The sequence below is a fragment of the Rhizobium sp. YAF28 genome, from assembly GCF_052113285.1.
GTDB lineage: Bacteria > Pseudomonadota > Alphaproteobacteria > Rhizobiales > Rhizobiaceae > Rhizobium.
On record NZ_JBFRCX010000020.1, the window covers coordinates 1 to 17,303 of the forward strand.

Below are 17,303 nucleotides of genomic sequence, written 5' to 3' on the forward strand. Positions count from 1 at the left end.
GCCGCTGTCAAGGCTCCGGGCTTCGGCGATCGCCGCAAGGCCATGCTGGAAGACATCGCTATCCTCACGGGCGGCACTGTCATCTCCGAAGACCTCGGCATCAAGCTCGAGTCCGTCACCCTCGACATGCTCGGCCGCACCAAGAAGGTTTCGATCTCCAAGGAAAACACCACGATCGTCGACGGCGCCGGCGCCAAGTCCGACATCGAAGGCCGTGTTGCCCAGATCAAGGCCCAGATCGAAGAAACCACCTCTGACTACGACCGCGAAAAGCTGCAGGAACGTCTTGCCAAGCTCGCTGGCGGCGTTGCCGTCATCCGCGTCGGCGGTTCGACGGAAATCGAAGTGAAGGAAAAGAAGGACCGCATCGACGACGCTCTCAACGCGACGCGCGCTGCTGTTCAGGAAGGTATCGTCCCGGGCGGCGGTATTGCTCTCCTGCGCTCCTCCACGAAGATCAAGGCCAAGGGTGAAAACCAGGATCAGGAAGCCGGCGTCAACATCGTTCGCCGCGCGCTCCAGTCGCTGGTTCGCCAGATCGCAGAAAACGCTGGTGACGAAGCTTCGATCGTTGTCGGCAAGGTCCTCGACAAGAACGAAGACAACTACGGCTACAACGCCCAGACGTCTGAATATGGCGACATGATCGCCATGGGCATCGTCGACCCGGTCAAGGTTGTCCGTACGGCTCTGCAGAACGCAGCTTCGGTTGCTTCGCTGCTGATCACCACGGAAGCCATGATCGCCGAGCTGCCGAAGAAGGACGCTCCGGCAATGCCAGGCGGCATGGGCGGCATGGGCGGTATGGACATGATGTGATAGGCCAACGGCCTTTCACAGCATCGTCCACGAAACCGCCCATCATCTAAGATGGTTCAGCACCTCGAGCGCGCTGAACTGGCGGTATGGACATGATGTGATGGGCGCAAGCCATCACTGATATCCATTCCGATCTCCGGAATAGAAAGGGCGGTCTTCGGGCCGCCCTTTTTTATTCAGTCGATTCGAAAATAACCGCGGCTTAAGCTGCGACTTAAGGCGCGGTTTTGGGTCCAAAACTTTCGCGAGGCTTGCGTACTTCGCATTTTCCCCTTCAATGAAATTCGGTCTCAGAGCTGTCTAATTTACGAAAACCGCATGCTATGGTGTGTGTGAAACCGTTCCCACAATGCATAAATGAGACTTTTGAACACAAAACTAGCGGATAACGCGCAATCCGGGCAAAATCCAATCATAACGTCAACCTAACGCCCCGGAAAAAGCCGTTGCCGTTTGCGCAAAAGCTCCTATAAATCCGCGCTGCAATTGACGTTCGCCCGGAACAATTCTCGCCACAGACGAGACCGGACACGCCAAAGGCCATGCGTGAACATTCGGGCTTTCGAAGGTCTCCGCGAACATACGAGATTAAATCTTGCGGGAGACATTCGAGCGGCGACCATCAAAGGCGCAGCCGAACAGCTGTTCCCGCAAGGTGAAAGCACAGGCATGATGCCTGGCGCTACGTGATCCTGTTTCTTTGTGTTTGCCGAGCGTGTGGCAGGGGAGCCGCACCCAAACTGGGGAACGCCTTGTTTAAGATCGCCAAAGCCAATGCTGCCGCACCCTTGATGCCCGGCTCGCTGGACTACAACAATCATAATCACGACATGTTGGCGCAGTTTTCCGTCTCCGAAAGCTGGATCGGAGACTTTTCGACTGGAGTCATCAGGCTCGGCGAATGGAGCGCGATGCTGCACGGTCTCTCGGCGCAGGAATGCGGCCTATTGAGCCTGGTGCGCTGTTACGATCCCAAGGACCGCAACCACGTTCTGCAGCTCTTCGAGCAGGCTGCGACGCTTTCCTCATCCTTCTGCTTTTTGACGACCATCATCATGCCGAACGGCTTTCGCCAGCCGCTCTTCTGCATGGGCGAATCCAACGGGCTGGAAGAAAAGTACAGCGGCAGCATGGTCGGCGTTTTCGTCTTCCCGCGCTTCAAGCTGGAAGGCGCCAGCCAGATCGCCAGCCGGCAGTAAGCGCGCTTTAAACGTGGGCTTGCTCCTCGTGCTGCCGACAGGATCAATCCGGAGAGCCTCATGGGCAGGGAAAGCACATCTCCGACCGATGCGGGTCACATCTTTCCCGGGATACGATGGGAGGATGCCGCCGGCGAAAGTTCCGGCTGGTCGCCGACTGGCCTTGCCGCACTTTCCCTTAGATTGAGTGAGGGCGAATCCTCCGCATTCATGATCGTTCAGGCAGGACGGCTGATCTATCAGTGGGGCGACCTTACTCTCAAATCCAGCGTCGCCTCGGTGCGGAAAAGCCTGATCAACGTGTTATACGGCATCTTCATCGCCGAGGGCCGGATCAACGCGAATGCGACGCTCGCGGATCTTGATATTGACGACACCGAGCCCCTGACGCCGGCAGAGCGGCAGGCAACCGTCATGAACCTGCTGATGGCCCGATCCGGTGTCTATCTGCCTTCGGTCTACGACACGGAGAAGGGACGCCCGGCGAGAGGAAGCCATCCGCCGGGAACGCACTGGTTCTACAATAACTGGGATTTCAACGTCCTCGGCACGATCATCCAGCGCGCGACAGACCAAAATCTGTTTGACGCCTTCGTGTCGCGGCTCGTCCTTCCGCTCCAGATGGAAGATTATGCGCCGGGAGACGGCTGGTTCCAGCATGGTCCTCAATCATTGCACCCGGTCTATAAGATCAGTATGTCGGCCCGCGATCTTGCGCGGGTTGGGCTGCTTTATCTGCGTTCCGGCTGTTGGGGAGACAAGCAGATCGTTCTCGAAAGCTGGGTCAGCGACAGCACCGCCATTCATTCGGAAGTCGGCGCCGGACATGGTTATGGCTATCTCTGGTGGGCCACAGAAGCGCACGCCGGGGGCGATAGCATGGCGACACATGTGCCGATGTTCTACGCCAGTGGATGGGGTGGCCAGTATCTGATCGTGCTGCCGACGCTCGATCTTGTCATCGTTCACAGATCCGCCTCGTCCAAAAGGAGCGGCAGCGGTGCCAGCCATGTCCAGATGGGCGCAATATTGCGCCTCGCGCTAGCTGCGATGAATGGGCAAGGTTAGACCGACCCAAGACCGGCCTAACGTTCAATCCAAACTCAGGCCAAAACTCAGGCCGGCTTGACCGGAATGTTGAGGCCCTTCTCGCTCGCCGGGCGGGCGATGCAGCGCTGCAGCCAGTCCATGACGGCCGGGAATTTCGCATAGTCCAGCACTTCGCGGCCGCCATAGAAGATATCGGCGCCACGGATCCACGGGAAGGTGGTGATGTCGGCGATGGTGTATTGGTCGCCCATGATCCACTGGCGGCCCTGCAGGCGGCTTTCCAGCACGCTCAATAGGCGCTTCGCCTCGTCGCGGTAGCGCTCCACGGGGTAGGAATTGTTGGCGACCTTATCGGCGGCGAATTTGTAGAAATGGCCAAACTGGCCGAACATCGGGCCAATGCCCGCCATCTGGAAAAAGACCCATTGGATGGTTTCATAGCGGCCTGCAGCATCAGCCGGGATCAGCTTGCCGGTCTTTTCCGCCAGATAGAGCAGGATGGCGCCGGATTCGAAGAGCCCTATCGGCTTTCCGTCCGGGCCATTGGGATCTACGATTGCGGGGATACGGCCATTTGGGTTCAGCGATACGAATTCCGCCGTCTTCTGATCCGTCGTCGCGAAGGACACATAGTGGGGCTCATAGGGCAGAGCGAGCTCCTCCAGCGCCACTGAAATCTTCACGCCATTCGGCGTCTGAAGCGAATAAAGCTGGATAATGTCGGAGTTTTTCGCCGGCCAGCGGCTGGTGATCGGAAATGCGGAAAGATCTGCCATCGGTTTCTCCTTGGGTGAGGCGGCGACCATAAAAGACAGCCGCCATGCAAGGCAAGCCAACCGATCGTTTCATATTAGTGAACAAACTGTCCGCTGACGTTTATCTTTCCCCAACGTCAAAAAAAGGCGAAATAGAGGGCATCCGAGGTTCAACACGGTGCCGGGGCATCAAGACCTCAAAAGCCATTCAACGGAGCAACGTCCATGTCGAATACGAACAACGTCCTCATCCTTCTCGCCCGCATCCTTCTGTCCTTCATGTTCATCCTTGCCGGCTTCGGCAAGGTAACCGATGCTGCCGGTACTGCGGGCATGATCGCCGGTGCCGGCCTGCCGGCAGCAACCCTCCTGGCCTATGTCGCAGGCCTCTTCGAACTGCTGGCCGGCCTTGCGGTTCTCACGGGCTTCCAGGTCCGCATTGTCGGCTGGCTGCTCGCCGGCTTCTGTGTCTTCACGGCCGTTGTCTTCCACCTGCCCTACGCAAGTGGCGCGGAACTCGTGAATATCCTCAACCAGATCATGGTCATGAAGAACATCACACTGGCCGGCGCGTACATCCTGCTTGCCACCGTCGGTGCCGGTGCCTATTCGATCGACGCACGCCGCGGCCTGCAGGCCATCGCCGCCCGCTAATTCCATTTCCTCCCAAACACGAAAGCCCGCCGTCTCTCCTGACGGCGGGTTTTGCATGTTCAATAACGTGATCAGAGAACCGAGCGGACAGCCTCGACGATCGCCGTCACCGTGGGCGTATCGGCATGGGCATCCTTGCGGGCACGCACCAGGCAGGCTTCCGAGCGCAGGATGACGCCATCGGAGAGCACCTTGAGGTGATTGGCGCGCAGCGTCGAGCCGGTGGAGGTGATATCGACGATGATATCGGCCGAGCCCGAAGCGGGTGCGCCTTCCGTGGCGCCGAGGCTCTCGACGATGCGGTAAAGCTGGATGCCATGCTGGCTGGAGAAGAACTGCTGGGTCAGGCGCCAGTATTTCGTGGCGATCGCCAGACGCCGGCCATGACGGGCGCGGAAATCGGCGGCGACGTCAACGAGGTCGGCCATAGTATCGACATCCAGCCAGATTTCCGGCACGGCGACAACGACATCGGCATGGCCGAAGCCAAGCCGGGCGCAGAATTCCACCCGCTTGTCGGCTTCCGCCAGTCCCTCGCGCACGAGGTCCTCGCCGGTAACGCCGAAATCGATCGAGCCGTTGCCGAGCTCGCGGGAAATTTCCGAGGCCGAGAGGAAGGCGATTTCCACATCGTCCCAGCCTTCGACGCGGCCGCGATAGGAGCGGTCATTGCCGACGGCATAAATTTTCAGGCCAGCGCGCTCGAAGATATCAGAGCAGTCGTCCTTCATGCGGCCCTTGGAGGGAAGCGCAATGGTGATCGTCATGCGGCTGCCCTTTCGGTTTCGATACGGTCGAGCCAGAGGGAGAAGCCGACGGCGGGAATACGATCCTTGGCACCGAGGAAGGTCATCAGCCTGTCGAAACGACCGCCACCGGCCAGAACCGCCGACGAGCCCTCGACCATCGTCTCGAAGACGAGGCCGGTATAATAATCAAGCGGGCGGCCGAAAGCGGCGCGGTATTCGATGAGCGAGAGATCGACGCCGGCGTTGGAGAGTGCAGCGACACGGCCATCGAAGCGGGCCAACGCATTGCCGAGCTTCAGCCCCGCCGCGTCGGCGAAATGCGAGAGTGCTGCCGAAGCATTGACCAGCGGTACGTTGAGCGACAGGAACTTTTCCAGCACCTGGAAGGCCGCATCATCGAGACGGGTCTCGGAGAGGACGAGCTTTTCCTTGAGCCGCCGGGCGATCTCCTGCGGCGAGCGGCTGGCATTGGTGGAATAGCCGGTCGCCTGCATCGTCTCGTCGATATAGGAAATCAGCGCCGTTTCATCCTCGAGGCCGACAAGGCCTGCGACATGATCGTCGAGGCCGGTGACGAATTGCGGGCTCACGAGACCCGCCAGCAGGCTCTCAAGCTGGATCATATTGCCGAAGGCATGGATCAGCCGCTTCTGCCAACCGAGCGGCAGGCCAAGAGCCTGCACGACGGCCTCGAATACGGCCTGATCGCCGATCGTGACGGCGAGCTGCCGGCCTGGTAGCAGGCGAGAGAGAATGCCGACGGCATCGCCGATTGCGCGGGCATCGGCGCTGGCGAGATTGATATCGCCGAGATCTTCGATGCCGGCCTGATAGAACTCGTTGCTGCCGTCGCGGCGCTGGCGGAAGACTTCGCCGAGATAGGAATAGCGCTTCGGCGTGCCCGTTGCACTCTCGATATGGCGCAGACAGACGGGGATGGTGAATTCCGGGCGCAGGCAGAGGCTGGCGCCGGTTTCGCTTTCCGTCATGAAGATACGCCGGCGAAGATCTTCGCCGGCGATATCGAGAAAGGGTTCGGCCGGCTGGATGACCGGTGTGTCGATACGCTCCGCCTTGCGGGCGGAAAATTCGTCCAGAAGCTCGCCGGAGAAATCAGGAAGGTTGATCAGGGCCATATCAGCCCGCCCTCTTCCGGTCCTCCGCCTGGGCGGCGAGGATTTCTTTCACCTTGGCGATCAGATCGGCTTCCGGCACGGTCTCCTGTGCCACACGCGCTTCGCGCCAGGTGGTGTTGTCCTCGATCTCACCGGAGAGGCGCTTGCCTTCGATCAGATCCTTGATCTGCACGACGCCCTGCGCACGCTCGTCGCCGCCCTGGATGATGGCGATCGGGCAGCCGCGGCGGTCGGCATATTTCAGCTGATTGCCGAATTTCTTCCAGTTGCCCTGGAACATCTCGGCGCGGATGCCGGCGGCACGAAGCTCCTGCGTGAAGCGCTGGTAGCGGCCCATCGCCCCGACATCGCCGTCCATGACGGTGACCAGCACCGGCTGGATAATATCCTGCTGGCCGAGCTTGCCGAGGTTCTTCAGCGCCGTCATCAGGCGCGAGACGCCGATCGAGAAGCCAGTGGCCGGCACCGGCTGGCCCATGAAGCGGGAGACGAGACCGTCATAGCGGCCGCCGCCGCCGACGGAGCCGAAGACAACCTTTTCGCCCTTTTCGTTGGTGACGTCGAAGAGCAGTTCAGCCTCATAGACCGGGCCGGTATAATATTCGAGGCCGCGGACAACAGAGGGATCGATCTTGATGCGGTCGGACTGATAGCCGGCGCTGGTGACGAGCGCGCCGATGAAATTCAGCTCCTCGACGCCTTCGACGCCCTTCCCGGTGCCGGCGACTAGCTCTGCCAGCTGGGCGGCACTTTCAGCATAATCCTTGATGCCGACGAAGAAGAGAACCTTCTCGATCTGGCTCTGGTCAAGGCCGGCACCCTTGGTGAAGTCGCCGGATTCATCCTTTCGGCCGGGGCCGAGCAGCAGGGCCACACCTTCCGGGCCGAACTTATCGAGCTTGTCGATCGCGCGCAGCACATTGAGGCGCTGGCCGGCCTTGTCGTCGCCGCCGAGGCCGATCGCTTCCAGCACGCCGTCCAGAACCTTGCGGTTGTTGACGCGGATGACATAGTCGCCGCGCTTGATGCCGAGAGCTTCCAGCGTATCGGACATCATCATGCACATTTCGGCATCGGCCTGAACGCCCGGTGCGCCGACAGTATCGGCATCGAACTGCATAAACTGGCGGAAGCGGCCCGGACCCGGCTTCTCGTTGCGGAAAACGTAGCCGGCGCGATAGGTTCGGTAGGGAAGCTGGATCTCGTTGAAATTCTCGGCGACATGACGGGCGAGCGGCGCCGTCAGGTCGTAACGCAGCGACATCCACTGCTCGTCATCGTCCTGCAGCGAGAAGACGCCCTCGTTCGGGCGGTCGCTGTCCGGCAGGAACTTGCCGAGCGCATCGGTATATTCAAGCAGCGGCGTTTCGACCGGATCGAAACCATAATGCTCGTAGACCTCGCGGATCTTCGCGGTCATTTCGTTGACGGCGCGGAGATCGGCTGCTGAGCGGTCGACGAAGCCGCGCGGAAGGCGGGCCTTGAGCTTTTGCGGTTTCTTCTGCTTGTCGTTCATTTCGGGGAAATTCCACATATGTGACAGTGGCGGTTTCCTAGCGGATTGGGCGGGTAGCGGCAAGGGCAAGGGCCTTGATATGGCGACCAGAATCGATGGAACGATGCGGAAAGAACCTGTTATCAGGATATAGCCATGATCGCGGAAGCGCTTCAGTATCTCGCGACAGCAGCGCTTACGGGCAGCGCGCACCGCCGCTTCGTGCGCTATTCGGTCAATCTGTGGTCGCGCGCCGGCCGCTGCAGCCGCGATTGGGCGGCCCATGAGGCCAACAGCAAGAAGGCCATTTCCGCCGCGATATCAGGCCTGTCGCAGCGGCGGACCGCTGTCGTGCTCGGCTCCGGATTGCTCCGGGACGTGCCGATCGAGGATCTGGCTGAGAGCTTCGATACGGTGGTGCTCGTCGATCTCGTACATCTGGCATCGGTGCGCCTGCGGCTGAGGGGCAAGCGCTATCGGAACGTGCGGCTGATCGAACGCGATCTCTCGGGCTATGGCGATCTCAAGGCAGGACAAGATCCCGAGCCGCTCAGCTTCCTGCGCAGCGTGCCCTATCTCGACTTCGTCGTTTCCGCCAACCTGCTCTCGCAGATCGGCCGGGGCGTCAAACGACAATATGAGGCGGAAGCTCCATCCGGGATGCCTGACGATACCGTTGAGAGGCTGATAGCGGCGCATATCGAGGGACTTGCGGCGCAGCCCTGCCGCACCTGCCTGGTGACCGATATCTCCTACATGGTCATCGACCGGACTGGCAAAGTACATGAGGAAGCCGACCTGCTGCATGGCGTGGCGCCACCCGAGGCGAAGGCCGGCTGGGACTGGCCCGTCGCACCACTCGGCGAAGAAAGCCGTGACTACCAGATCGTTCACAAGGTTATTGCTGCCTGGTGAGCGGCTTGGCTTTTCGCCTGGGCTTGCCTATGTTTCTCGCATGCGCGCATTGGCTCTCATGACGATGTTTTTCGGCTGGCTGGTCTACAGCACCCTGTCGGCATGGGCTGGCTGCCCGACCTGCGCATCGATGAGCACTGCGGTTCAGACCGAAGCCAGCATGACGCATCATCACATGGAGGGCATGGCCATGCCCGACATGGCGGCTAAGGCCGATTCTGCGAAAGACCCTTGCTCCACAGGCGTTGCCCATATGCCGCTTTGCGCCGCCTGCATGGTGCTGCCGCCGGTCGATCTGCTTGCCGATGGCGGCAAGCATGTTTTCGCCTATCCGTCTCCTGCGCTCGACCGGGCGCTCAGGGACAACAGGCCCACACCACAGGCACCGCCTCCCCGCTTCGTCTGACGATCCCTTTTTGCAGAACGGCAGCGATGCGCTGCCATCAGACCCTATTGTCAGACAGAGGAAGGAATACTCATGTCTCTGAAAATCATCGCCCTTTCCGCCAGCATCGCCTTTGCTGCGCCGGCCTTTGCCGAGGATATGCCGACCATGGACATGTCCAAGCACATGGGCGGCCACGGCCCATCCAGCCAGGCTTTCACGGAGGCCAATGACAGGATGCACAAGGATATGATGATCAAACTGAGCGGCGATACCGATGTGGATTTCGTCCGCAGCATGATCCCTCACCATCAGGGAGCGATCGACATGGCAAAGATCGAGCTGCAGTACGGAAAGGATCCGGAAATCCGCAAACTTGCCGAGAGTGTCATCAAGGCGCAGGAGGCTGAAATCGCCGAGATGAATGCCTGGCTGAAGGCGCACGGCAAGTAAGTCGGCAGCAAAGAATAAGGGCCGCCGTCGGAACGGCGGCCCTCTTCAATCAGTCCTTTGCTTGATCAGGCTTTGGGCTCGAAATCGACCGGGCGGCGGCCGGCGGCCTGGCGAGAAAGCATCCAGCCCGGATATTCCGGAGCAAGAGCGCTGACCTCATCGAGTTTTTTGATCTCCTCGGCATCGAGCTTCAGGTTGACGGCAGCAAGGTTCTGGTCGAGCTGGTCGACACGCTTGGCGCCGATGATGACGGTCGTGACGAAGGGCTTGGCGAGGATATAGGCAAGCGCCACCGTGGCGACGCTGACGCCATGCTTTTCGGCGATTTCGCGCATGACGGCGACACAAGCCCAGGCCCGATCCTTATCGACGGGCGGGAAGTCGAAATTGGCGCGGCGGCCTTCACCATTGCCTGGTGCGCCCGGACCATACTTGCCCGAGAGCAGGCCGCCAGCGAGCGGCGACCAGACCATCAGGCCGAGCTTTTCTTCCTGCAGCAGCGGCACGATATCGCGTTCGAGGTCACGTCCGGCAATCGAATAATAGGCCTGCACGGTCTCAAAACGGGCATAGTCCTTACGCTCGGAAATGCCGAGCGCCTTGGCGATGCGCCAAGCCTGCCAGTTGGACACGCCGACGTAACGCACGAGCCCACGGGAAACGAGATCGTCGAGCGCACGCAACGTCTCGTCGATCGGGGTGACCGGATCGGTGGCATGGATCTGGTAGAGATCGATATGGTCCGTCTGCAGGCGCTTGAGGCTTGCCTCGACGGAATCCATGATATGGCCGCGCGAGGCGCCGCGGTCGTTCGGCTTGTCGCCCATAACGCCATAGACCTTGGTGGCGATGACGACATCCTTGCGCGGCACGCCAAGGTTCTTCAGTGCCTGGCCGAGCAGCCGCTCGGATTCACCAAACGAATAGACGTCTGCGGTATCGATGAAATTGACGCCGGCATCCAGTGAACGCTGGACGATCTCATCGGCCGCCTTCTGGTCGACATCGGCAATGGCGCCCCAGGGGGTGCCTTGCTTGGCCTCCCCGAATGTCATGGTTCCAAGGCAGATTTCAGATACGAAAAGTCCGGTATTTCCGAGTTGATTGTAACGCATGTCGAGAAATTCCCTTGTGTCTGCCGCAATAGGGGCTTGCGGACTGCTGAACTCTATTTTTTGATTATTGGCCTGCGCGTAACAGGCACAGCCGGGGCTGGCTGCAAGGTGAGGCACTTTTCATGTAGGTCGCCGGCCCGCGTTTTTCAACGGAACACGGCCCCGTGGAGACGCCCTTGTCTCGACACAGGCTGGGAATAGATTGCCCGCCTTATATCGACAGGGCGTATTTCTAGAGGTGCGTATATGACCGCCCGACCATTGACGACGATCGGTTTCGATGCCGATGACACACTCTGGCAGAACGAACACTATTACAGACTGACAGAAGAGCATTTTACCCGGCTTCTCGCCGATTTCGCCGAGGGCGCGAAGATTTCCGAGCGGCTTCTCGAAGCCGAAAAACGCAACCTCGCCCATTACGGTTTCGGCATCAAAGGCTTCACGCTGTCGATGATCGAAACGGCGATCGAAATCACCGAGGGCAAGGTGCCGGCGAGTGTAATCGCCAAGATCCTCGATACCGGACGCGACCTTCTGTCCCATCCGGTCGAAACCCTGCCGCATGTGCGCGATACACTGGAAACGCTTGCGGGAAAATATCTGCTGGTGGTGATCACCAAGGGTGATCTCTTCGATCAGGAGCGCAAGCTCGCCCAGTCTGGACTTGGCGACTATTTCGATGCTGTCGAGATCGTCTCCGACAAGACTGCGGTCACCTATCGGCGCATCTTCTCCAAGGTCGGCGACGGGCCGGAGCGGGCGATGATGGTCGGCAATTCGCTGAAGTCCGATATCGTGCCGGCCATTGCCGCCGGCAGCTACGGTGTCTTTGTGCCCCACGAGCTCACCTGGGTCCTGGAGCGGGTCGAGGAGCCGAAAGACGCGCCGCGCTTCCGCAGGATTGTCCATCTCGGCGAATTGCGCGGGCTGATCGACGGGCTTGGCTAAAGCATCCTTACGCAATTCCGGACGCAAAACCGCTGCACAGTTTTGCTAAAATTGCTCTCGGTTATTACCGCTTCGGAAAAAGCGACGGCCGCTCCTCCTGTTGAGGCGCCGGCTTCACCGGCTGAGGAGCCGCGGCAAGCGGTTCGATCAGGATGCTGTAGGGCGCGCCCAGCCCGCGGCGCGGCGAGACCTTGGAATAGTAAGGGCGCAGCAGCCAGGTAGCGTTTTCCTCCACGGTCGTCTCGTAGCTGGTGCCGTCCTCGTCCGTCCCGAAAAAGGCTTCGTCATCGGGTTTCGACAGATCGAAGATCGCGAGATAGGCGAATTTGCTCTTTGTCTCGAAGCTGATCTTCACATGCTGGCCGACGCGCACGGGCAGCGTATAGACGTGGCTGTTGCCGAACTTGGTCCAACCCTTCAATTGCATGGTCACGGCGGGGAACTGCAGCTTTTCGATTTTCTCGCCCGGGTCGAGTTGCGGCGTCTGCGCAATGGCTGCGGAGGCGGAGAGGAAAAGTGCTGTGGCAAACACAAGAAGCGGCTTCATGGGCGCGCCAATGCTGCGCGCATCGCCTCCACTTCAGCGCGACAGAAGCAGCCTTCGAGATGATCGTTGACGAGACCCATAGCCTGCATGAAGGCATAAACTGTGGTCGGTCCGACAAAGGTCCAGCCGCGCTTCTTCAAATCCTTGGAAATCCTGACTGACGTGGCGGTGGTCGGATTGGCGACGATATGCTGGCGGTCGACGACGGCAGGCCGATCTTCCTGGCGCGGCTCATAGTTCCAGAAGTAGCGGGCGAGAGTGCCGAATTCGCTCCTGAGATCGATTGCGCGACGCGCATTGTTGATCGTCGATACGATCTTGCCGCGATGGCGGATGATGCCGGCGTCAGCAAGGCAGCGAGCGATATCCTCGTCGCCGAAGCGCGCCACCTTCTCGAAATCGAAGCCGGCGAAAGCGGCGCGGAAATTCTCGCGTTTGCGCAGGATCGTCAGCCAGGAAAGACCGGACTGGAAACCTTCGAGGCAGATCTTCTCGAAGAGCCTGATGTCATCGGTGACAGGCCTGCCCCACTCCTCATCGTGGTAGCGCAGGTAATCGGGCAGATTCGCATGCCAGTGGCAGCGGCTCTTGCCATCCTCGCCGATGATGATGCCGGTTTCGCTCATATTTTCTTCTCGTTTTGCGGCTGTGAATCCGGCTTTACCATTTGCAAACCTTCTTTCCAAACCGAACGGTAACCCTGACGAAAAGTTTATTCCGTCCGTCGCCTTTTAATGAATCCGCATTTACCATTCGCTGGCGAACGCGGTGGCAGCATGGCCGCAGGCGGACAATTCCGCCAGCGCATTTTCGGTCATTTGTAGAGAGTTCGTCCGATGATGAAACCCCTTGTCCTTGCCGCAGCCATGCTCGGCATTCTGTCCACGGCCGCCCTTGCAGACGACCGCTACGCCTCCCGTCCGCCCGTGGTGTTGAGCCCCGATCTCACCGCCCCCTGGATCAACCAGCTCGGCGGCGGTTCGGTTCGTCCCGTCGTCTACCAGCGGCCGGTCGTCGTACAGCAGCGCGGCCTTTTCCAGCAGCGCCGGACGTATATCCAGCGCGCGCCGCAGCCGGCACCGCAGACCGTGTCTGCCATCCGCCCCGGCGTTCCCGTCATCCGTGGGCAGGTCGAGCCGCAGTTCCTGCCACAGATCGTCGATTACGATACGAAGGAAAGGCCCGGCACGCTTATCATCGACACCAACAACCGCTTCCTCTACCTCGTCATGGATGGCGGCAAGGCCCGCCGCTACGGCGTCGGCGTCGGCAAGCCCGGCTTCGAATGGGCAGGCGCCCACAAGATCACCCGCAAGGCGGAGTGGCCGGATTGGACGCCGCCCTCGGAAATGGTGAGCCGCGAAGCCGCCAAGGGCCATTATCTTCCCGCCCGCATGGATGGCGGCCCGGAAAATCCGCTCGGCGCCCGTGCCATGTATCTCGGTTCCACGCTCTACCGCATTCACGGCACCAATGCGCCCTGGACGATCGGCAGCGCCGTCTCCTCCGGCTGTATCCGCATGCGCAACGAGGACGTGGTCGACCTTTATGATCGCGTCAATATCGGCACCCGCGTCATCGTGATGTAAAGGCCAAATAACGCCAGCGGACGGCAAGAACAGCCGCCCGCTGGACAACAAAAAACCGTGTCCCTCACCTCTCCGACTTGAAATTCAAACCGATTTGACTAGCCTCTACGCGGTCTGAAGGAGAGGGTATCGAAAATGAAGCAGTTTTTTAGGCTCGCGGCGGCGGCTGCCGTCGCGCTGTCCTGTACAGTTGTGACCGTCAGCGCGGAACCGGTCATGACGGCTACGGACGCCGTGCGCGGCGTCAAGCAGACCCGTGAGATCAAGCCACAGTTCCGCAAGCGTGTCGTCCGTCTTGCCACCAGCGAAAAGCCCGGCACCATTATCGTCGACACCAACAACAAGTTTCTCTACCTCGTCGAAGGCAATAACCGCGCCACGCGCTACGGCATCGGCGTCGGCCGCGACGGTTTCGGCTGGTCGGGTGTCGTGACGGTCGGTCGCATGGCCGAATGGCCGAACTGGACGCCGCCGGCTGAGATGCGCGCCCGCGAGGCCCGCGAGGGTCACAATCTTCCCGCCGTTCAGCCCGGCGGCCCTGATAATCCGCTCGGTGCGCGCGCCATGTATCTCTACAAGGGCGGCCGCGACACGATCTTCCGCATTCACGGCACCAACCAGCCCTGGACGATCGGCCTCAACATGTCCTCAGGCTGCATCCGCATGATGAACAATGATGTGTCGCATCTTTACAGCCGCGTCTCCGTCGGCACCAAGGTCATCGTCGTCGGTCCCGGCAACAAGCAGGGCAATGTCGCCTTCCAAGACAAGGGCATCGATATCCTGCGCACCATGTTTGGCGGTTGAGCCACACTTTCAACAAAAAAATAAAGGCGCACATCGTGCGCCTTTTTGTTTGTTAAGATTGTGACACAGAACTCTGCCACAAAATCGACCTGATCACCTTTCGGTACTTCGGGGACATTCAATGGCATATGCATTGCGTCTTTCCGCCATGCTTCTGGCAGGCATTGCGTTTTCCGCACTTGCATCGATGGCTGGCACGGCTTCGGCCGAAGATCTGGAATTTTCCATCTATGGCGGCTACCAGACGGCGCCGCATAGCCACGTCGATGTTTCCGACGGCACCTCCTTCAGCGCCGGCTGGGAGGGCAAGTCGTTCGGCAGCCCGCCCTATTACGGCGGCCGCGTCACCTGGTGGCTGGGCGACTTCAACCTGCCGAACTGGGGCGTGTCGCTCGACTATACCCATGACAAGGTCTATGCCGATGACGAGACGATGGCACGTTCACCGGGCTGGACGCATTTCGAATTCACCGACGGCCTGAACCTCCTGACCGTCAACGGCCTCTACCGCTTCAAGGACCCGGCTCGTCGATGGACCCCCTATCTCGGCGCCGGTGTCGGGGTAAACATTCCGCACGTTGAAGTCACCCGTCCGCAGGGCACGACCTTCGACTATGAATTCGGCGGCGTGACCTTCCAGGCGCAGGCGGGCGTCGACTTCCGCGTCACCGACAACTGGTCGACCTTCGTGGAATACAAGGGCACCTATTCGCGCGTCGACGTTCCGATCGACAGCGGCGACCGCCTGAAGACGAACATCGTCACCAACGCCGTCAATGTCGGTATTTCCTACCACTGGTAATCTGGAGCAATTCCAGCAAAAGCGTACAGCGGTCTTGCGTCCGGAATTATGTAAAAACAAAGAGATAGAGCTGCGGGACTATTTGGTGCCGCAGCTCACCTTGCCTTCGACGACGAAGAAGCTTGTGCTGCCTTCGATGCGCAAAGCATAAGTGCCGCTGAAATTCGGCGAAGCCTTGCCGTGCTCGCCGGCGAGAACCGCGAGATCCAGAGACTCGCTTTCAGCGTCAGTACCTTCCGTCGTGAAGACTTCCAGGCGCAAATCGCCATCGCGCGACCAGCGGTTTGTCAAATCCCTCGATTCGAGGATCCGCTTGCCGAAGTTTTTGGATTTATTGGCGTCCTTGAGCATCAGCGCGCCACGGAAATGGATCAGCTTGTGACCGCCTCCATCTTCAAAAGCGCTTTCGAGCGTGAAGCGCACGCCCTTGTCGTCTGCAGAACAGAAATAGCGACTGTCGGCGTGCGCCGCACCAGCCGCGCCGAGCAATACGGCAAGCACCGTCAATCCACGCCACATAGCCAGAACTCCTGAGATCGGCCCTTGAGATCGGCCAATGAATCGATGCTCTCAGGCTAGCGGCAAATCCCTTAATTTTTCAGGCACAGCACCGCCATAAGCCCAGTCCAGAAGCTCGACGGTGTGCAGGATTGGCGTTGATGTGCCTGACCCGATCTGGGTGATGCAGCCGATATTGCCTGTCGCGATGATATCGGCCTTGGTCGCCTCGATATTCTTGACCTTGCGGGCCTTGAGGGTAGCGGAAATATCCGGCTGCAGGACGTTGTAGGTGCCGGCCGAGCCGCAGCAGAGATGGCCCTCGGCCGGATCGCGAACGGTAAAACCTGCCGCCTTGAGCAGATGCCTTGGCGCCATGGTGATCTTCTGCCCATGCTGCATGGAACAGGCTGAGTGATAGGCAACGGTGATGCCTTTCGGCATGTGGGCGGGCAGATCGAGGCCGGCCAGATATTCTGTGACGTCCTTGGCAAGGGCAGAAACCTGCGCCGCCTTGCCGGCATAGGCCGGGTCAAGGCGCAGCATGTGGCCATAGTCCTTGATCGTCGTGCCGCAGCCGGAGGCGGTGATGATGATCGCGTCGAGGCCGCCAGCCTCGATCTCGCGGGTCCAGACATCGACATTGACACGGGCCGAGGCGAGAGCCTGCTCTTCGCGCCCCATATGGTGGACGAGAGCGCCGCAGCAGGCCTCGCCCTCGGGGACGACCACCTCCACGCCCAATCGTGTCAGCAGCCGGATGGTCGCCTCATTGATGGCGGGATCGAGAACGGGCTGCGCGCAGCCGGTGAGGATCGCGACGCGGCCGCGGCGCTCGGCCTGTGGCTCATGCCGGCCAGGCCGAGCAAAAGGCGACGGCGCCGGAATGCTGTGCGGCGCAAGCGCCAGCATGGCTGCAAACGGCTGCAGTGCCGCCCCGCGCATCAGGCCGGCAAAGGGACGACCGATGCGGGCAACCGCAAGTGCTGCACGAAAACGGCCGGGATAGGGCAGCACCGCCGCCAGAATGGCGCGCGTCAGCCGGTTCATGAACGGCCGCTTATAGGTCTTTTCGATGTGAACCCGGGCATGGTCCACGAGATGCATATAGTCGACGCCGGAAGGACAGGTCGTGGTGCAGGCAAGGCAGGAAAGACAGCGGTCGATATGGGTGACGACTTGCGTATCCGCCGCGCGACCGTTTTCCAGCATGTCCTTGATGAGATAGATGCGACCGCGCGGGCTGTCGAGTTCGTTGCCGAGCGTGACATAGGTCGGACAGGTGGCGGTGCAGAAGCCGCAGTGGACGCATTTGCGCAGGATCTGCTCGGATTCGGCGACATGCGGATCGGCAAGCTGGGCAAGGTTGAAGTTGGTCTGCATT

General features: G+C 60.2%; 20 protein-coding genes. 11 read left to right on the forward strand and 9 right to left on the reverse strand.

The features are described from left to right. The 3 genes from groEL to AB4Z13_RS30710 all read left to right on the forward strand — a co-directional run. On the forward strand, positions 1-819 hold an 819-nt coding region (gene groEL, locus AB4Z13_RS30700; RefSeq protein ID WP_442207629.1), incomplete at its 5' end, for a chaperonin GroEL. A gap of 752 nt (positions 820-1,571) precedes the next feature. Further along, on the forward strand, positions 1,572-2,018 hold the full coding sequence (locus AB4Z13_RS30705) for a hypothetical protein (RefSeq protein WP_439014180.1): 447 nt from the start codon (positions 1,572-1,574) through the stop codon (positions 2,016-2,018). A gap of 60 nt (positions 2,019-2,078) precedes the next feature. Further along, complete coding sequence (locus AB4Z13_RS30710; protein WP_439014179.1) at positions 2,079-3,086, forward strand: serine hydrolase domain-containing protein; 1,008 nt, start codon at positions 2,079-2,081, stop codon at positions 3,084-3,086. Positions 3,087-3,133: 47 nt separating this feature from the next. On the opposite strand, the gene AB4Z13_RS30715 is transcribed toward AB4Z13_RS30710, so the two are convergent. Further along, positions 3,134-3,844, reverse strand: a complete 711-nt coding sequence (locus AB4Z13_RS30715; protein ID WP_439014178.1) for a glutathione binding-like protein — start codon at positions 3,842-3,844, stop codon at positions 3,134-3,136. 204 nt (positions 3,845-4,048) lie between these two features. Between AB4Z13_RS30715 and AB4Z13_RS30720 the strand changes: the two genes are divergently transcribed. After that, entirely contained in the window at positions 4,049-4,477 is a 429-nt protein-coding gene (locus AB4Z13_RS30720; RefSeq protein WP_439014177.1) for a DoxX family protein, read from the forward strand. 71 nt (positions 4,478-4,548) lie between these two features. On the opposite strand, the gene hisG is transcribed toward AB4Z13_RS30720, so the two are convergent. The 3 genes from hisG to hisS are packed head-to-tail and all read right to left on the reverse strand — an operon-like array spanning position 4,549 to position 7,878. Beyond that, positions 4,549-5,244 (reverse strand): ATP phosphoribosyltransferase, encoded by a 696-nt coding sequence (gene hisG / locus AB4Z13_RS30725; RefSeq protein WP_007814195.1) that lies wholly within the window; start codon positions 5,242-5,244, stop codon positions 4,549-4,551. Next, positions 5,241-6,362, reverse strand: coding sequence for an ATP phosphoribosyltransferase regulatory subunit (locus tag AB4Z13_RS30730; RefSeq protein WP_439014176.1), 1,122 nt, complete (start codon positions 6,360-6,362; stop codon positions 5,241-5,243). The genes hisG and AB4Z13_RS30730 overlap by 4 nt, the downstream gene beginning before the upstream one ends. 1 nt (position 6,363) lies before the next feature. Beyond that, on the reverse strand, positions 6,364-7,878 hold the full coding sequence (hisS, locus tag AB4Z13_RS30735; RefSeq protein WP_439014175.1) for a histidine--tRNA ligase: 1,515 nt from the start codon (positions 7,876-7,878) through the stop codon (positions 6,364-6,366). 135 nt (positions 7,879-8,013) lie between these two features. Here hisS and AB4Z13_RS30740 point away from each other — a divergent pair, with 135 nt between their 5' ends. The 3 genes from AB4Z13_RS30740 (at position 8,014) to copM (ending at position 9,610) form a co-directional block, all read left to right on the forward strand. Then, positions 8,014-8,772, forward strand: coding sequence for a hypothetical protein (locus AB4Z13_RS30740; protein ID WP_439014174.1), 759 nt, complete (start codon positions 8,014-8,016; stop codon positions 8,770-8,772). 40 nt (positions 8,773-8,812) lie between these two features. After that, positions 8,813-9,178, forward strand: a complete 366-nt coding sequence (locus AB4Z13_RS30745) for a hypothetical protein (protein WP_439017172.1) — start codon at positions 8,813-8,815, stop codon at positions 9,176-9,178. Positions 9,179-9,250: 72 nt separating this feature from the next. Next, a complete protein-coding gene (gene copM, locus AB4Z13_RS30750; protein WP_113323879.1) occupies positions 9,251-9,610 on the forward strand; it encodes a CopM family metallochaperone in 360 nt (119 codons plus the stop codon). A 65-nt stretch (positions 9,611-9,675) separates the two neighbouring features. Here copM and AB4Z13_RS30755 read toward each other — a convergent pair whose 3' ends face one another. After that, a complete protein-coding gene (locus AB4Z13_RS30755) occupies positions 9,676-10,725 on the reverse strand; it encodes an aldo/keto reductase (protein WP_439014173.1) in 1,050 nt (349 codons plus the stop codon). Between the two features lie 246 nt (positions 10,726-10,971). Here AB4Z13_RS30755 and AB4Z13_RS30760 point away from each other — a divergent pair, with 246 nt between their 5' ends. Continuing rightward, positions 10,972-11,676 (forward strand): HAD family hydrolase, encoded by a 705-nt coding sequence (locus AB4Z13_RS30760; RefSeq protein WP_113323880.1) that lies wholly within the window; start codon positions 10,972-10,974, stop codon positions 11,674-11,676. A 64-nt stretch (positions 11,677-11,740) separates the two neighbouring features. On the opposite strand, the gene AB4Z13_RS30765 is transcribed toward AB4Z13_RS30760, so the two are convergent. Further along, a complete protein-coding gene (locus AB4Z13_RS30765; RefSeq protein ID WP_439014172.1) occupies positions 11,741-12,223 on the reverse strand; it encodes a hypothetical protein in 483 nt (160 codons plus the stop codon). Further along, complete coding sequence (locus AB4Z13_RS30770) at positions 12,220-12,849, reverse strand: DNA-3-methyladenine glycosylase I (RefSeq protein WP_310378613.1); 630 nt, start codon at positions 12,847-12,849, stop codon at positions 12,220-12,222. Before AB4Z13_RS30770 ends, AB4Z13_RS30765 begins: the two co-directional genes overlap by 4 nt. 210 nt (positions 12,850-13,059) lie before the next feature. Between AB4Z13_RS30770 and AB4Z13_RS30775 the strand changes: the two genes are divergently transcribed. From AB4Z13_RS30775 to AB4Z13_RS30785, 3 genes are all read left to right on the forward strand, one after another. After that, positions 13,060-13,812, forward strand: a complete 753-nt coding sequence (locus AB4Z13_RS30775; RefSeq protein ID WP_439014171.1) for a L,D-transpeptidase — start codon at positions 13,060-13,062, stop codon at positions 13,810-13,812. 135 nt (positions 13,813-13,947) lie between these two features. Further along, a complete protein-coding gene (locus AB4Z13_RS30780; protein ID WP_439014170.1) occupies positions 13,948-14,619 on the forward strand; it encodes a L,D-transpeptidase in 672 nt (223 codons plus the stop codon). A gap of 121 nt (positions 14,620-14,740) precedes the next feature. After that, entirely contained in the window at positions 14,741-15,421 is a 681-nt protein-coding gene (locus AB4Z13_RS30785) for an outer membrane protein (RefSeq protein ID WP_439014169.1), read from the forward strand. A gap of 78 nt (positions 15,422-15,499) precedes the next feature. Here AB4Z13_RS30785 and AB4Z13_RS30790 read toward each other — a convergent pair whose 3' ends face one another. Together AB4Z13_RS30790 and glcF are read right to left on the reverse strand one after the other, a co-directional pair. After that, positions 15,500-15,940, reverse strand: a complete 441-nt coding sequence (locus AB4Z13_RS30790; protein ID WP_439014168.1) for a hypothetical protein — start codon at positions 15,938-15,940, stop codon at positions 15,500-15,502. Between the two features lie 51 nt (positions 15,941-15,991). After that, positions 15,992-17,302 carry a glycolate oxidase subunit GlcF gene (gene glcF, locus AB4Z13_RS30795; protein WP_439014167.1) on the reverse strand — a complete coding sequence of 437 codons (1,311 nt, stop codon included), beginning with the start codon at positions 17,300-17,302 and terminating at the stop codon, positions 15,992-15,994. Between the last annotated feature and the right edge of the window lies 1 nt (position 17,303).

Excerpts from the sequence above, each read along its gene's own strand:
- glcF (WP_439014167.1), bottom strand. The coding sequence starts at position 17,302 with ATGCAGACCAACTTCAACCTTGCCCAGCTTGCCGATCCGCATGTCGCC.
- AB4Z13_RS30770 (WP_310378613.1), bottom strand. The coding sequence starts at position 12,849 with ATGAGCGAAACCGGCATCATCATCGGCGAGGATGGCAAGAGCCGCTGC.
- AB4Z13_RS30715 (WP_439014178.1), bottom strand. The coding sequence starts at position 3,844 with ATGGCAGATCTTTCCGCATTTCCGATCACCAGCCGCTGGCCGGCGAAA.
- AB4Z13_RS30755 (WP_439014173.1), bottom strand. The coding sequence starts at position 10,725 with ATGCGTTACAATCAACTCGGAAATACCGGACTTTTCGTATCTGAAATC.
- AB4Z13_RS30785 (WP_439014169.1), top strand. The coding sequence starts at position 14,741 with ATGGCATATGCATTGCGTCTTTCCGCCATGCTTCTGGCAGGCATTGCG.
- AB4Z13_RS30745 (WP_439017172.1), top strand. The coding sequence starts at position 8,813 with ATGCGCGCATTGGCTCTCATGACGATGTTTTTCGGCTGGCTGGTCTAC.
- AB4Z13_RS30720 (WP_439014177.1), top strand. The coding sequence starts at position 4,049 with ATGTCGAATACGAACAACGTCCTCATCCTTCTCGCCCGCATCCTTCTG.
- hisG (WP_007814195.1), bottom strand. The coding sequence starts at position 5,244 with ATGACGATCACCATTGCGCTTCCCTCCAAGGGCCGCATGAAGGACGAC.
- AB4Z13_RS30775 (WP_439014171.1), top strand. The coding sequence starts at position 13,060 with ATGATGAAACCCCTTGTCCTTGCCGCAGCCATGCTCGGCATTCTGTCC.
- AB4Z13_RS30710 (WP_439014179.1), top strand. The coding sequence starts at position 2,079 with ATGGGCAGGGAAAGCACATCTCCGACCGATGCGGGTCACATCTTTCCC.
- AB4Z13_RS30740 (WP_439014174.1), top strand. The coding sequence starts at position 8,014 with ATGATCGCGGAAGCGCTTCAGTATCTCGCGACAGCAGCGCTTACGGGC.
- hisS (WP_439014175.1), bottom strand. The coding sequence starts at position 7,878 with ATGAACGACAAGCAGAAGAAACCGCAAAAGCTCAAGGCCCGCCTTCCG.
- AB4Z13_RS30760 (WP_113323880.1), top strand. The coding sequence starts at position 10,972 with ATGACCGCCCGACCATTGACGACGATCGGTTTCGATGCCGATGACACA.
- AB4Z13_RS30765 (WP_439014172.1), bottom strand. The coding sequence starts at position 12,223 with ATGAAGCCGCTTCTTGTGTTTGCCACAGCACTTTTCCTCTCCGCCTCC.
- AB4Z13_RS30730 (WP_439014176.1), bottom strand. The coding sequence starts at position 6,362 with ATGGCCCTGATCAACCTTCCTGATTTCTCCGGCGAGCTTCTGGACGAA.
- AB4Z13_RS30780 (WP_439014170.1), top strand. The coding sequence starts at position 13,948 with ATGAAGCAGTTTTTTAGGCTCGCGGCGGCGGCTGCCGTCGCGCTGTCC.
- copM (WP_113323879.1), top strand. The coding sequence starts at position 9,251 with ATGTCTCTGAAAATCATCGCCCTTTCCGCCAGCATCGCCTTTGCTGCG.
- AB4Z13_RS30790 (WP_439014168.1), bottom strand. The coding sequence starts at position 15,940 with ATGTGGCGTGGATTGACGGTGCTTGCCGTATTGCTCGGCGCGGCTGGT.